This is a genomic window from Blautia sp. DFI.6.71, assembly GCF_020593585.1.
GTDB classification, from domain to species: domain Bacteria; phylum Bacillota; class Clostridia; order Lachnospirales; family Lachnospiraceae; genus Blautia_A; species Blautia_A wexlerae.
This window is the reverse complement of sequence record NZ_JAJDMJ010000073.1, coordinates 1-13,300: the sequence shown is the minus strand read 5'-3', so window position 1 is coordinate 13,300 and position 13,300 is coordinate 1. Positions and strand designations below refer to the sequence as shown.

Sequence of the window (13,300 nt, the reverse complement as noted above, 5' to 3'; positions counted from 1 at the left end):
TTCAGTATACGGATATGCAGGTACAGGAGAGTGTGACAATAGAGGAAGCGAATGAGGGGGAAAAGGAGTAAGATAGTTGGCTTTTTTGTGATAAAATAAAGAAAAAACGGGAAGGTATCAAAAATTATGAAAAAGGATTCAAGAATGACAGAGGGAAGTATCTCTGGAAAGATTATCTTTTTTTGCCATTCCACTGTTTCTCGGAAATCTGTTTCAGCAGTTGTATAATACAGCAGATTCCCTGATCGTAGGCAATTTTCTTGGAAGTAATGCGTTGGCTGCTCACAGAAAACCCGAGACATACCGCGCGAATTTATGCGGCTAGCATAAATTAAGTTTGCGAAGCAAACGATACTCCTTGGGCTTTGCACAAGGAGGTTCATATTTCCTGCATCGCGAAGCGTGTTGCTGAGAATGGAGTAAACAGTAACTTTTTGCCCGATGATTTACAAAATATCTTGACAGAGGTATTGATTTTGTTATAGTATTAGATTCAATAAAGGGGAGTAACCTACGTTTGAAAATCTGCGTTTGCAGTGTCGTCAGTACGGTGGAGACATCCGGCGCTGCAAGGAAATGGTGAGACTTTTATTGCATTTTTTGTTATGCAATAAGGGTTTCTTTTTTATATCATTTTATTAAAAATCCTTCATTGCATAAAAAATTACAGTTGGTGAATATTTGCAAAAAAGGAGGCAAAGGTAATGAAGGAAATCTATCAACAAACAGTAGAAGAAGTTCTGGATCACGTGGAAAGCAGGGAATCAGGGCTTACCAGTGAACAGGTTGAAAGATCCAGAGAGAACTGTGGATGGAATGAGCTTGCAGAAGGAAAGAAAAAAAGTATTTTACAGATTTTCTTTGAACAGTATAAGGATTTTCTGGTGCTGATATTAATTGCATCGGCAGTGATATCCGGTATGCTTGGAGATGTGGAAAGCGCAGCGGTTATCGTGATCGTTATTACGATTAATGCGATTTTGGGAACCGTACAGACAGTAAAGGCTGAGCAGTCTTTGCAGAGTTTAAAGAAGCTTTCCGGACCGGAAGCAAAAGTATTGCGTGATGGTGTGGCTGTCCAGCTCCCTGCAAGAGAACTGGTTGTGGGGGATGTGATTCTGCTTGAAGCAGGTGATATGATTCCGGCAGATGGAAGACTGATTGAAAATGCAAGTCTTAAGGTGGATGAAAGTGCTCTTACCGGTGAAAGTCTTGCGGTTGAAAAGAGCATGGACACTATTTTGGCAGAAGCACCACTTGGCGATCGGACAAATATGCTGTTTTCCGGAAGCTTTGTTACATATGGGCGTGGCAAAGCAGTTGTAACAGATGTAGGTATGCAGACAGAGGTTGGAAAGATTGCGGGACTTCTGAAATCGACTTCTGAAAAACAAACGCCACTTCAGGCAAATCTGGATGATTTTGGGAAAAAGCTTTCGATTCTGATACTGATATTTTGCGGAATTCTGTTTGCAATCAATGTATTTCGTGGTGAGAAGATCAGCAGTGCATTTATGTTTGCAGTAGCGCTTGCAGTTGCAGCAATCCCGGAAGCGTTAAGCTCTATTGTGACAATCGTTCTTTCTTTTGGAACACAGAAGATGGCAAAGGAGCACGCAATCATTCGTAAGCTTCAGGCTGTGGAAGGCCTTGGGAGTGTATCTGTTATCTGTTCGGATAAGACAGGAACGCTCACACAGAACAAAATGACAGTAGAAGATTATTATATTGATGGAAAAAGGATTTCAGCAGCTGCAATTGATGCAGCAGATCCGGCACAGAGATGTCTTTTGGATTACAGTATTTTATGTAATGATTCAACAAATGAAAATGGAGTGGAGATCGGAGATCCGACGGAAACGGCATTGATCAATCTGGGCAGCAGATGCGGAATAGAGGCTGCCGATGTAAGAAATCTTTATCCAAGAGAAGGAGAGCTTCCTTTTGATAGTGACCGTAAGATGATGTCAACACTTCACAGAATCGATGGCGAGAACAGGATGATTGTAAAAGGTGCTGTTGACAGGCTTCTGGAACTGACAGAGAGGATTTGGACAAAGGATGGAGTCCGGGAAATTACAGAAGCAGATAAAGAAAAGATCCAGATGCAGAATCAGGATTTTTCGATGGAAGGGTTACGGGTACTGGCGTTTACTTATCGTGAAATTCCGGAGAATCATATATTGACGATGGAAGATGAGAAACATCTGGTATTTCTTGGCCTGATTGCTATGATGGATCCGCCCAGGGAAGAATCAAAGGCTGCAGTTGCAGAATGTATAAAAGCGGGAATCAGACCGGTCATGATAACGGGAGATCATAAGATCACAGCAGCGGCAATTGCAAAGAGAATTGGAATCTTACATGATCTGTCGGAGGCATGCGAGGGTGCTGATATTGAAAATATGAGTGATGAGCAGCTGAGGGAATTTGTTCCGAATATTTCTGTGTATGCAAGAGTGTCACCTGAGCACAAGATCCGTATCGTCCGTGCATGGCAGGAGAAAGGGATGATCGTGGCAATGACCGGAGACGGTGTGAATGATGCTCCGGCATTGAAGCAGGCAGACATTGGTGTCGCAATGGGAGTGACTGGAACCGAGGTTGCAAAGGATGCCGCAGCAATGGTACTTACAGATGATAATTTTGCAACAATTGTAAAAGCAGTGGAAAATGGGCGAAATTTATATCAGAATATCAAGTATGCGATCCAGTTTCTTTTGTCAGGAAACTTTGGCGCGATTCTGGCAGTTCTTTGTGCATCGCTTGCAGGACTTCCGGTTCCCTTTGCACCGGTGCATCTGCTGTTTATCAATCTTTTGACAGACAGCCTTCCGGCAATCGCACTGGGTGTGGAGCCTCATAGCAGTGAGGTGATGAATGAGAAACCAAGATCTGCAGACGAGTCAATACTGACAAAAGATTTTCTTGGTAAGATCGGGCTGGAAGGTTTTGTGATCGGTGTGATGACAATGATTGGATTTTTGACAGGATATTACCAGAATGGTGCATTGCTGGGAAGTACCTACGCTTTCGGAACACTTTGCCTGGCACGTTTGTTTCATGGATTTAACTGCAAATCGGATCATCCGGTTATCTTTACAAAACGTTTCTTTAATAATAAATGGCTTCAGGGAGCATTTGCACTTGGGTCAGTACTTATTACAGCAGTACTGACGGTTCCTGGACTTCATTTTCTGTTTAAAGTGGAGACGTTGAACCTGATGCAGCTTGGATGCGTATATCTGTATGCGTTTGCCAGCCTTCCGATTATTCAGATGCTTAAATGGATACGCATGAAATTAAGAAAAAGAGGGGAAAGATAGTGAGTCTTTCCTCAGGTATGCATCGGAAGCTTTTGGCTTTTTATGGTAAGGGCGAAAATGTAATTTTACTGAAGTTTTGGAAACAGCAGCTATATACAAGGCTGCTGTTTTTGAGTATAATAGTAGAAATAAGCAGTGCAAATTGAGGAAGGATCATTCAAATGATAGTTAACAAGTGTTCGGAAAATTTACTTAAAAAATCAAAAAAATTATATGAGAATTACAGGGACAACTGTACAGTTGTCCAGAGAATGCTGGAAAAATATAAAAAGATATATCCCAATATTTCTGATTATTCTATTATGCATTTTATAGATATTGCAGAATTTTGCGATTTAATAATGGACAGAAAGAAACTGGAAGGCTTGAATGAAGATGAGTGTTACTGTCTTTTGCTGGCAGCCCTGTTTGCGCATACCGGATTTGGTTTAAATCAGGAAATCATGAACAGATATATAAACAGACTGGGAATTCAAAAGCAGACTCAATCGCTTACATTCCTGCAGATCATGAGCAAATATCATGTTTTGTTCAGTGCGTGTCTGATAGAAGAATATGGAGATATATTTGAATTTCCGTCAGAGAAACATAAATATGCCATAACCAGTATGCTGTATTTTATTGGCGGAAACAGCGATGATATAAATCAGCTGGAAGAAATTTTGGTATTAGACAATAAAAATACTGTCAGATTGAAGGATCTGGCAGCAGTTCTTGTGGTTGGAAATCAGCTTGCAGAATTGAAAAATATAAATCCTGATCTGGATTATGAGGATTTTGATAAATATAATTCTGAAGAGATTGTTGGATTTGTTGAAAGAAATGTCGTAAGAAGCATTTCTGTTAAAGATGGTAAACTTGTGATAGAAGCAGGTGGATCGGATTCAGCATATGCACTGATTGAAAGAAAAGTCAATATAATTATCAATAATTTTAATAAGATTCTCAGAAGTCTTACTCATGAGTCGGGTGACAATACCAGTCTTTTTTGCATTGATTCGATAGAGCTCAAGTGTGTTCTGTCTGCTGAAAATTCAGAGAAGATCTATCTTAATAAAGAAATTGAAGAATCATGGACAGAAGAGGATATTGAATTTTTTCATAAACTTTCTTTTGAAGAAAGAGTATTTTATGCGGATTATCTGTCTACAGAGTTTGAGATCACCAAATTTCTTATGGACTTTGCAAAAATAAATAAAGCAGTACTTGCGGGATTAGAGTATAGAGTAAAATCACCGAAGTCCTTATATAATAAGCTTTATCAGAGAGTAGAGAAGTCTTTTTTTGATTCAATAGCGGATGTTATTCGTTATACAGTGATACTGGAACCGAAAGAATATGTTGAACAGATACGATCTGTGACAGATGCTCTGTATGAGAAAAACTGGAAGATATATTCATTGAAAAATTATTGGGTCAATGACAGCTTTCCGTATAATGGCGTAAATGCAAAGTTTAAAAACTCACGCAACTATCGTATTGAAATCCAGTTCCATACTCAGGAAAGCTTTGATGTGAAAATGAGTGAGGAAGATCATAAACTGTATGAACAAAGAAGAGTTTTAGAACCGGGCTGTGATGAATATAACAGAATATTACAGTTACAGCTGAAATTATATTCAGATATGGAATATCCTGAAAATATTGCAGATTTAGAAAAAATTTAACTGAATCAAGTAAGTCCTCTGCTTCAATTGCAAATATCCGTCTGACCCTACAGCATCAAATGTTACAGCAGGAGGTACCGGATAATTCCGGGTCATTTGATGCATGACGATTAAAACCTGACAACAGCAGATTGTTGTTCTCCATATTAGTATATGTTCTGCATAGAAGCCTGTGAATGGTTGTAAGAGAGAAGATTTATGAAAATAGTGAAAAATAAACAATCCAACAGATAAACTCTTGAAGATGATGTGGTATTGTGTGGCATTATGTGAATTTTTGTGAGATTTCAGTAGAAAATAGCTTGTGATTATAATGAAAACAAGGTATACTAGTATAAAAGACAGCAGTCGGGAGAACCATTTTCCCGTCTCGTAAGGAGGATAAAATGGCAAAAAACTATGATGGCATGGCAGTTGGGGCATTTGAACTGGATAACCTGGTAGCTTGCTTTGTCGCTCTCGATGCAGCATCCAAGGCTGCAAACGTAACGATTCAAAGCGTCGAACGAAACCGACTGAAAAGCGGAGCATGTGTAAAAATACGCGGCAGTGTTTCTGATGTGAATGCAGCAATGGAAGTGGCCTTAGAGACAGCCAAACCCCTTGGCAAGATTGTTTCTCACACAGTGATCGCATCACCTTCCGCAGATACTGAAGTGGCACTTAAGATGACCATTAACAAATAGAACATGTCAGGAGGAAATGAGAAGATGTCATATGGAGCATTAGGATTAGTAGAGGTTGTGGGAAGCTGTAATGCAGTAGTTGTCCTTGACCAGATGCTGAAAACATCAGATGTGGAATTCCGTACCTGGCATACCAAGTGCGGAGGTCACGCAACTATATTCTTAAGTGGCGATATAGCAGCAGTAAAGGCAGCAGTAGATGCTGTAAAGGGAAACCCGCCCTGTGAAATTATAGCAGCAGCTGTAATCTCAGCACCGTCTGAAGAAACATCAAGACTGGTGAAAGAAGAGGAAGAAAAACACCATAAATAATAGCTAAGAGGACTTTCTGTAAATCAGTAAATGAAATGCAGAAAGTCTTTTTGGAATATGTATAAAGATTCTGCAGTAAAGAAGTGTCAGGGTATTGAAAATGATGTGAAGGTAGTATTAAATCAAGAAGGCAGGTATTTCGGAAGATGGATTATAAGAGTGTAAAAATATCAGAAGATGCAAAAATTGCAAGGCAGTCAGTGGTTATTGGAGATGTAACTATCGGGCGTGACAGTTGTGTTCTTCATTATGCTGTGATACGTGGCGATGATGCTCCGATCGTGATTGGTGAGGAATCTAATGTTCAGGAAAACTGTACGATTCATGTAAGCCGTAATATGCCGGTACATATTGGGAATAATGTGACAGTTGGACATAATGCAGTGCTTCATGGATGTATGATCGGTGACCGTACATTGATCGGAATGGGAGCGGTTGTTCTTGATGGTGCCAGAATAGGTAAGGATTGTATCATAGGAGCAGGAAGTCTTGTGACAAAGAATACAGTGATACCGGACGGTTCTCTGGTGATGGGAAGTCCTGCAAAGATTAAACGAAACCTTACATGGGAAGAAAAGCTGGGAAATCTTGAAAACAGTAAAGAGTATGTTTCTGTGTCTGCCGAAATGCAGAAGCAGGGTGTATTGTAAAAATCAGACAATAAAAATATCCCAGGAACTTTATGTAAAAACAGTGGAGTTCCGGGGATATTTATGTATATCAGACAGTAATCTTAAACCAGTCTTTTTCTTCAAAATCTACTACTGTGCAGTCATTTGCATAAGTGCATTCCGGAAGAATGATCATGGCATGGAGTACTTCATTGTTTAAAGGAAGAGGACATAAATGCCAGATAGCAGTATTGATCTTCACCATAGTTCCTTTTGGAACTATGAATGCTCTGGTAAGTTCCGGAACAGGTGCGCCTGCAGAAGCCGGTGCTACATGTATGATCATGTCATCATCCAGTGCAACAATTCCTTCCCAGGTAGTTGTGTGATATTCAGCAGCTTTAACGATGCGTTCATCTTTATGTACTGCAATAGGTGAAAAACCAATGGATCCCATACAGGTACCGGAAATACGGTCTGGATAAAATTTATGTATTTCACCATGTAATGGATAGCCTTCTGGCTCTGTCATGCTGAAAAATGTACCAAATGGTGCAAAATCTGCAGCATTGATTTTTGTTGCTTTTAGTTCTCTCATGGTATAATACCCCCTTATATAGTATTTTATGAAAAGTTTTGATTATTTTTTGTGTGTGACTGGTGGAAGATCACAGTGATAAGCGATACCCAGTGGGGTTACCAGCAGAGGATGTACCGGACGATAAACAGGTAGCCCAAGCTTTTTTTCAAATACGCCTGTGAAATCTTCAAAACTTGCGGAACCGCCTACAACATATACAGCGGGTACCTGGTAGCCTGTGAGAAATTTCTGAGTGATCGTGGCCATTTTTTCTACCGTTGCTTTGATTACAGGGAAAATTTCAGCTTCTTTTGAACGATCTGTTTTTAAAATTTCAGCTTCTTCGTATGGGATGTTATAGTGCCCTGCTACAGTCATGGTCATGTGACTGCCGCCGGTAGCTTCATCGTCTGTGTAGATTACTTTGCCGTTTTTGAGAATACTGATTCCTGTAGTGCCTCCACCTACATCCACTACAGCGCCGTCTGAAATCTTAAGTACAGCAGCTGCAGCGGTGGGTTCGTCTACGATATTGGAAACCTCAAAACCTGCACCCTCCAGCACATATTGAATACTTTTTGAACTTCCTTCGGAAACTCCGGGTGGGATTGCAGCTGCAGCGTAAGGAAGTTCAGTTTTCAGTTTTTCTTCAAGTTCAGCCTTCAGCCGTGTAACAAGCTGAACAGATTCATAATAATTGACGATCACGCCGTCTCTGATAGCCTGGGAGGGAGCGGATATGCCAGCAATCGGACGGTTGGTAGTGTCTACAACTGCCAGAACTGTATTAGCTGTACCCAAATCCACACCTACCTTCAGGCGGCCTTTGAATTTTTTGCATTCACCGGTTTGAACAAGATCGGCGAAATTTGATAAAGTTCTGTTTTTCAATTCCATATCTGTATACTCCTGATATTTTATTTTATAGATGAGATCGTTTGACATTGTTACTGCTCATTCCGTTCTCAGCAACATGTTTTTCGATTTTTGCTGTTTCAGAAAAAACAACAAAAAATTGCAAACAGATATTATATATTATAGAATAATCAGTATGGAAAAGCAACAAAATATGCCGTCAGGTTATGAAAAGAATAGAAAAATTATTGGTAAATATCAAAGTTTTCATTAAATATTTTTTCATTGTGTGATAAAATATTTAATGAACTTAAATACTTCTTGAATTCTTAAATAAAGAAAGGATGCTATACAGGAATCCGCATAGTGGCAGTGTTTTTCTGGATTACAATCTGGCAGTTTGCAAGTATGTATCTGGGACAGGAGATTCTTCTAGCATCTCCTGTTTCTGTTGTCCGAAAGCTTTTTGAACTGAGTTTTACCGGGAATTTCTGGCAGTCTGTTGGATTTAGTTTTGTGCGTATTGTGACAGGATTTCTTTTGGCTATGTTTTTGGGAATCTTTCTGGCAGTGTTGGCATATTGGTCAAAAACAGTGGAAATCCTGATAGCACCTGTAATTGCGGTGGTCAAATCTACACCTGTGGCGTCTTTTATCATTTTGTGCCTGATATGGATACCGTCCAGAAATCTGTCAGTTTTTATTTCTTTTCTTATGGTTCTGCCTGTGATATATACGAATATCCTTGAGGGAATACGGCAGACTGACAGTAAGATACTGGAAATGGCAAAAGTATTTCAGGTGAATCCCGGAAGAAAGATCAGATATATTTATGTATCGCAGGTACTACCTTATTTTCTCTCTGCATGCAGGCTTTCACTTGGGATGTGCTGGAAAGCAGGAGTGGCAGCAGAGGTTATCGGAGTACCCTCAGGTTCTATTGGTGAGAAACTGTATAATGCAAAAATATATCTGAATACTCCTGATCTTTTTGCATGGACGATTGTGATTATTGTGATAAGTTTTGTATTTGAAAAGTGTTTTCTTGGAATTGTAAGCAGAGTAGTTTATATGATAGAACATAAATAACGGAGATTTTGATTTATGGTAATTTTCTTAAATGCGTTATTTGTGAGGTTTGTTACAGGTGGAGAAAAGATATGGATATAAAGGTAGATCATGTCAGTAAAGCATACGGAGAGCAGCAGATACTGAGAGATTTGTGTTGCGTTTTTCCAGAAGGGAAAACCACTTGTATAAGAGGAAGATCCGGATGTGGAAAAACTACACTGATACGGCTTCTTCTGGGGCTGGATATTCCGGATAAGGGAAAAATAGAAGTGATAAGTGACAGGAAGATCAGTGCAGTATTTCAGGAAGATCGCCTGTGCGAAAATCTGAGTGCTGCTTCCAATATAAGACTGGTATGCACAGAAACAATTGATTATATTTTAAAAAAGACCGAGGGAAAGACATTGATCTTTGTTACCCATGAAGAACAGGAAGCAGTTTGGCTAAAGGCAGACAAAACATTAAAATTTATGAAGGATCATCTGATAAAATAATCCGGAAAGTGATGGGATAAAATAATGCAGACTTATACATATGTTTCAAAGGGAAAATTTGAATTAATGGAAAAACCAAAACCAGTACTTACGCATGAACGAGATGCAGTTGTAAAGGTAACGCTTGCAAGTATCTGCTCAAGTGATCTGCACATTAAACACGGAAGTGTTCCCCGTGCAGTTCCTGGTATAACTGTGGGACATGAGATGGTAGGTATTGTTGAATCAGTTGGAAGTGCTGTAACTCATGTAAAACCAGGGGATCGTGTGACTGTAAATGTAGAAACCTTTTGTGGTGAATGTTTTTTCTGTAAAAAAGGTTATGTAAATAACTGTACAGATGAGAATGGCGGATGGGCTCTTGGCTGTCGTATAGATGGTGGTCAGGCAGAATATGTAAGAGTTCCGTTTGCTGACCAGGGACTGAACAAAATTCCGGAAGGAGTTACTGACAGACAGGCTTTGCTGGTAGGAGATGTTCTTGCCACTGGCTATTGGGCTGCACGTATTTCTGAGATCACAGAGGAGGATATTGTGCTGATTATTGGAGCTGGTCCTACAGGGATTTGCACTTTGCTAAGTGTTATGCTGAAAAATCCAAAGTGTATTATTATGTGTGAAAAAGATGAAAACAGAATTCATTTTATTAATGAACATTATCCGGAGGTTCTTACTGTCTCGCCGGAGGAATGCTTTGATTTTGTCCAGGACCATAGTGATCACGGTGGAGCTGATGTAGTTCTTGAGGTTGCGGGAGCGGAATCTACATTTCGTCTGGCATGGGAATGTGCAAGACCAAATGCAACTGTGACAGTGGTTGCACTTTATGATAAGGCTCAGGTACTGCCACTTCCGGATATGTATGGAAAAAATCTCACATTCAAAACAGGTGGAGTGGATGGATGTGATTGTGAGGAAACCCTGAAACTGATCGCAGAAGGTAAGATTAATACAGAACCACTTATCACACATACCTATCCGCTTAGCAGAATCGAAGAAGCATATGAACTTTTTGAAAATAAGAGAGATGGTGTGATCAAAGTAGCGGTAGAGTGTTAGAGCGTGTTTCGAAAACGATGTACTAGCAGGATTGCTGTAGATGAAATGAGCAGGTCTGTGAAAAAAATATCTGGAGCAGTTTCTTTTTTGAAAAAAGGAATTAAGTAATGAGGAGATGACGAAGTCTTGAATAAAGCATATGAACAGGAAATAGAAATGTGGAATCAGGTTTTTAAAGAATGTACACCTGTAGATTTAAGAAAGTTAGATTTGAAAGTGGAAACCATGTTTGATGAAGCTTTAAAACTATTTGCGGAAAAAACAACAAATGTCCTGGATTTTGGATGCGGAACCGGAGATATTTCTACACATAAGGTTCTGGGGATTGATGCCTCAAAAGTGGGTATTCAATTTGCAAATGAAACAGCAAAACTCAGTGAGTATAAAACTGCCACGTTCTTAGAAGGCGGAGAACATATGATAAGTTTCCGGCAGTTCGCTTTTTTCCTGTGTTTCTGCTATACTTTTGTCAGGAAAGAGAGGACGGCTTATGAACATTGATTTAAGAGAAGAACTTAGAAAACGTGATGAACTTCTTGACGGTTATCTCAAGCAGATTGAGATCCAGGAAGAGTTTATCCAGAAGCAGAAAGAAATGATCGAATTTCTGGAAGACCATATTTCAAAGATCACAGATATTATCAGCGGCGTCTGACAGATAAAACTATGCCGGGGGAAAAAGTATGCCTGATGCTTATGACCGTATTACACTCCTGTGCCGCCTGAAAGCTGCACAGACCAGAAATAAAGAACTGGAATCCGGAGAAAGATATGTCCGGCTGAAAGAGCTTCATCAGAAGGAATGCAGGTAATATGGATCCAGGATCCTGGAACTGCAGAAAGAAGCGGCGGATGCCCATAAGGAAACGATACGTGTCCGTAATTACTGGTTCCAGGTACTGGAAGATATGCTTCTGGAGTTTGAAAAAATGCAGAAGAAAACGAAACAGGAGCTCCAGGAGATGGAAAAGCGCGCCCTGAAAGCAGAAAAACAGAGGGATGATGCACTGGATAAGGTAAAAGAACTCCAGCACCAGTTTTATGAAACAGCAGTCAGGCTGGAAGAAGAACAGGGAAAAAATCTGAAACTCCGTGCACAGATAAACCGTGATTATGAAAATTCTTCTATCCCTTCTTCCAAAACACTCCGGAAGAAAAAGATCACGAACAGCAGGGAAAAGACCGGAAGGAAACCCGGAGGCCAGCCAGGCCATAAGGGACACTGCCGCAAAAAACAGGAGCCGACCCGGCCGGCAATCCTTCTCCCGCCTCCGGAAATAGTCCTGGAAGACAATTCTTTTAAAAAGACATCAAAAACGATCATAAAACAACGGGTAGGCATCCGCATGCTCCTGGATGTAACAGAATATCATGCAGATGTTTATTATAGCAGTCAGACGGGAGAACGCGTTCATGCTCCATTTCCGGCCGGAGTCATTGATGATGTGAATTATGACGGCAGCATCCGGGCATTTCTGTTTCTTCTTAACAATGACTGCTGTACATCGATCGATAAGAGCAGACAGTTTCTGTCAGGCCTGACCGGTGGAAAACTGAATATCTCAAAAGGAATGGTGAGCAGACTCAGCAGGGAGTTTGCCTTAAAAACGGAAGCTGAGCGCAGGGCTGCTTATGCAGATATGCTGCTTTCCCCTGTCATGCATACAGACTGTACAAATGGCAGGGAAAACGGAAAGGGCTGCCAGATATATGTCTGCGCAACGCCGGACGGAAAAGCCCTGTATTTTGCCCGTGAGAAAAAAGGGCATGAAGGGGTAAAGGACACGGTCACTGAAGATTACCAGGGGATCCTTGTACACGATCATGACCGGACCTTTTATAATTATGGAACGGATCATCAGGAATGCCTTGCCCATGTGCTGCGCTATCTGAAAGGTAGCATGGATAATGAGCCGGACCGTACCTGGAATAAAGATATGCATTCACTGGTACAGGAAATGATCCATTTCCGGAATGGATTACAGCCGTCTGAGGAACTGGATCCCTGTAAGGTCTCTGAATTCGAAGAAAGATACCGTAAGATACTGGAGACCGCCCGGAAGGAATATGAAAATGTTCCGGCAAACGATTACTATAGAGACGGGTATAATTTATTTCTGAGAATAGAGAAATATATGCAGAACCATCTGCTGTTCCTGCATGATCTCCGGGTACCTGCCACTAATAATGAAGCAGAAAGGCTTCTAAGGAATTATAAGCGGAAACAGGCGCAGGCCGTGACATTCAGAAGTTTCGAGAGCATCGATTACCTCTGCCAATGCATGAGCATGCTTGTTTTGATGCGCTTAGAAGAACCAGAAAATATATTTGACAGAGTGTCCAGGATATTTGGATAAAGAAAACCGATGGCTTTAACTGTTTTTCAGTTTACACCATCGGTTTTCTTAAGTCCAGTTAGCCCTTGAACAGTAACACAATCTTTTTTCCATATCAAATAAGCTCCATGTTCTGATTGCGAATATCAGTTGAAGCATGTTACTATAAGAAAAAACATAGCTATATCATATGATTTTTGACGAGGTAAATCAGATGGCTGGTGACACAGAAACATGATAAGAAAGGTAAAAAACATGGCATCAGAAAGAACAGAAGAACTATACAGGGTTTTGCTCAGCAAG

14 protein-coding genes and 1 pseudogene are annotated in these 13,300 nt (G+C 40.4%); 13 read left to right on the top strand and 2 right to left on the bottom strand.

The features are described 5' to 3' along the window. Nucleotides 1-126: 126 nt before the first annotated feature. The 6 genes and pseudogenes from LJE12_RS20830 to LJE12_RS18190 all read left to right on the top strand — a co-directional run. Nucleotides 127-283 (top strand): annotated as a pseudogene (locus LJE12_RS20830) (MATE family efflux transporter); the annotation flags it as partial. 421 nt (nucleotides 284-704) lie between these two features. Continuing rightward, the gene (locus LJE12_RS18210) at nucleotides 705-3,326 is read left to right on the top strand and encodes a cation-translocating P-type ATPase (RefSeq protein ID WP_025580796.1); all 2,622 of its coding nucleotides are present in this window, start codon (nucleotides 705-707) and stop codon (nucleotides 3,324-3,326) included. 161 nt (nucleotides 3,327-3,487) lie between these two features. Further along, complete coding sequence (locus LJE12_RS18205) at nucleotides 3,488-4,993, top strand: hypothetical protein (RefSeq protein WP_020994053.1); 1,506 nt, start codon at nucleotides 3,488-3,490, stop codon at nucleotides 4,991-4,993. Between the two features lie 386 nt (nucleotides 4,994-5,379). Continuing rightward, complete coding sequence (locus LJE12_RS18200; RefSeq protein ID WP_008703970.1) at nucleotides 5,380-5,679, top strand: BMC domain-containing protein; 300 nt, start codon at nucleotides 5,380-5,382, stop codon at nucleotides 5,677-5,679. A 24-nt stretch (nucleotides 5,680-5,703) separates the two neighbouring features. Then, complete coding sequence (locus tag LJE12_RS18195) at nucleotides 5,704-5,991, top strand: BMC domain-containing protein (RefSeq protein WP_008703969.1); 288 nt, start codon at nucleotides 5,704-5,706, stop codon at nucleotides 5,989-5,991. 146 nt (nucleotides 5,992-6,137) lie between these two features. Beyond that, nucleotides 6,138-6,641 (top strand): gamma carbonic anhydrase family protein, encoded by a 504-nt coding sequence (locus LJE12_RS18190; RefSeq protein ID WP_008703968.1) that lies wholly within the window; start codon nucleotides 6,138-6,140, stop codon nucleotides 6,639-6,641. A gap of 70 nt (nucleotides 6,642-6,711) precedes the next feature. On the opposite strand, the gene LJE12_RS18185 is transcribed toward LJE12_RS18190, so the two are convergent. Next, the gene (locus tag LJE12_RS18185) at nucleotides 6,712-7,200 is read right to left on the bottom strand and encodes an ureidoglycolate lyase (RefSeq protein WP_008703967.1); all 489 of its coding nucleotides are present in this window, start codon (nucleotides 7,198-7,200) and stop codon (nucleotides 6,712-6,714) included. Nucleotides 7,201-7,242: 42 nt separating this feature from the next. Beyond that, the gene (gene eutJ, locus LJE12_RS18180; RefSeq protein WP_020994052.1) at nucleotides 7,243-8,079 is read right to left on the bottom strand and encodes an ethanolamine utilization protein EutJ; all 837 of its coding nucleotides are present in this window, start codon (nucleotides 8,077-8,079) and stop codon (nucleotides 7,243-7,245) included. Nucleotides 8,080-8,445: 366 nt separating this feature from the next. Here eutJ and LJE12_RS18175 point away from each other — a divergent pair, with 366 nt between their 5' ends. From LJE12_RS18175 to LJE12_RS18150, 7 genes are all read left to right on the top strand, one after another. Continuing rightward, complete coding sequence (locus LJE12_RS18175) at nucleotides 8,446-9,126, top strand: ABC transporter permease (RefSeq protein WP_179961454.1); 681 nt, start codon at nucleotides 8,446-8,448, stop codon at nucleotides 9,124-9,126. Nucleotides 9,127-9,197: 71 nt separating this feature from the next. After that, nucleotides 9,198-9,602, top strand: a complete 405-nt coding sequence (locus LJE12_RS18170; RefSeq protein ID WP_008703961.1) for an ATP-binding cassette domain-containing protein — start codon at nucleotides 9,198-9,200, stop codon at nucleotides 9,600-9,602. A 24-nt stretch (nucleotides 9,603-9,626) separates the two neighbouring features. Then, nucleotides 9,627-10,661 (top strand): alcohol dehydrogenase, encoded by a 1,035-nt coding sequence (locus tag LJE12_RS18165; RefSeq protein ID WP_020994051.1) that lies wholly within the window; start codon nucleotides 9,627-9,629, stop codon nucleotides 10,659-10,661. A 126-nt stretch (nucleotides 10,662-10,787) separates the two neighbouring features. Beyond that, entirely contained in the window at nucleotides 10,788-11,162 is a 375-nt protein-coding gene (locus tag LJE12_RS18160) for a class I SAM-dependent methyltransferase (protein WP_008703958.1), read from the top strand. Further along, nucleotides 11,152-11,316 carry a hypothetical protein gene (locus LJE12_RS18155; protein WP_008703957.1) on the top strand — a complete coding sequence of 55 codons (165 nt, stop codon included), beginning with the start codon at nucleotides 11,152-11,154 and terminating at the stop codon, nucleotides 11,314-11,316. The genes LJE12_RS18160 and LJE12_RS18155 overlap by 11 nt, the downstream gene beginning before the upstream one ends. A 28-nt stretch (nucleotides 11,317-11,344) precedes the next feature. Next, on the top strand, nucleotides 11,345-11,473 hold the full coding sequence (locus LJE12_RS20105; protein WP_020994050.1) for a hypothetical protein: 129 nt from the start codon (nucleotides 11,345-11,347) through the stop codon (nucleotides 11,471-11,473). A gap of 117 nt (nucleotides 11,474-11,590) precedes the next feature. Next, nucleotides 11,591-13,018, top strand: a complete 1,428-nt coding sequence (locus LJE12_RS18150) for an IS66 family transposase (RefSeq protein WP_120062723.1) — start codon at nucleotides 11,591-11,593, stop codon at nucleotides 13,016-13,018. Nucleotides 13,019-13,300 lie beyond the last annotated feature (282 nt).

Coding starts and splice junctions, on each gene's coding strand:
- LJE12_RS18210 (WP_025580796.1), top strand. CDS start 705: ATGAAGGAAATCTATCAACAAACAGTAGAAGAAGTTCTGGATCACGTG.
- LJE12_RS18185 (WP_008703967.1), bottom strand. CDS start 7,200: ATGAGAGAACTAAAAGCAACAAAAATCAATGCTGCAGATTTTGCACCA.
- LJE12_RS18205 (WP_020994053.1), top strand. CDS start 3,488: ATGATAGTTAACAAGTGTTCGGAAAATTTACTTAAAAAATCAAAAAAA.
- LJE12_RS20105 (WP_020994050.1), top strand. CDS start 11,345: ATGCCTGATGCTTATGACCGTATTACACTCCTGTGCCGCCTGAAAGCT.
- LJE12_RS18175 (WP_179961454.1), top strand. CDS start 8,446: ATGTATCTGGGACAGGAGATTCTTCTAGCATCTCCTGTTTCTGTTGTC.
- LJE12_RS18165 (WP_020994051.1), top strand. CDS start 9,627: ATGCAGACTTATACATATGTTTCAAAGGGAAAATTTGAATTAATGGAA.
- LJE12_RS18155 (WP_008703957.1), top strand. CDS start 11,152: ATGAACATTGATTTAAGAGAAGAACTTAGAAAACGTGATGAACTTCTT.
- LJE12_RS18195 (WP_008703969.1), top strand. CDS start 5,704: ATGTCATATGGAGCATTAGGATTAGTAGAGGTTGTGGGAAGCTGTAAT.
- LJE12_RS18190 (WP_008703968.1), top strand. CDS start 6,138: ATGGATTATAAGAGTGTAAAAATATCAGAAGATGCAAAAATTGCAAGG.
- eutJ (WP_020994052.1), bottom strand. CDS start 8,079: ATGGAATTGAAAAACAGAACTTTATCAAATTTCGCCGATCTTGTTCAA.
- LJE12_RS18150 (WP_120062723.1), top strand. CDS start 11,591: ATGCAGAAGAAAACGAAACAGGAGCTCCAGGAGATGGAAAAGCGCGCC.
- LJE12_RS18200 (WP_008703970.1), top strand. CDS start 5,380: ATGGCAAAAAACTATGATGGCATGGCAGTTGGGGCATTTGAACTGGAT.
- LJE12_RS18170 (WP_008703961.1), top strand. CDS start 9,198: ATGGATATAAAGGTAGATCATGTCAGTAAAGCATACGGAGAGCAGCAG.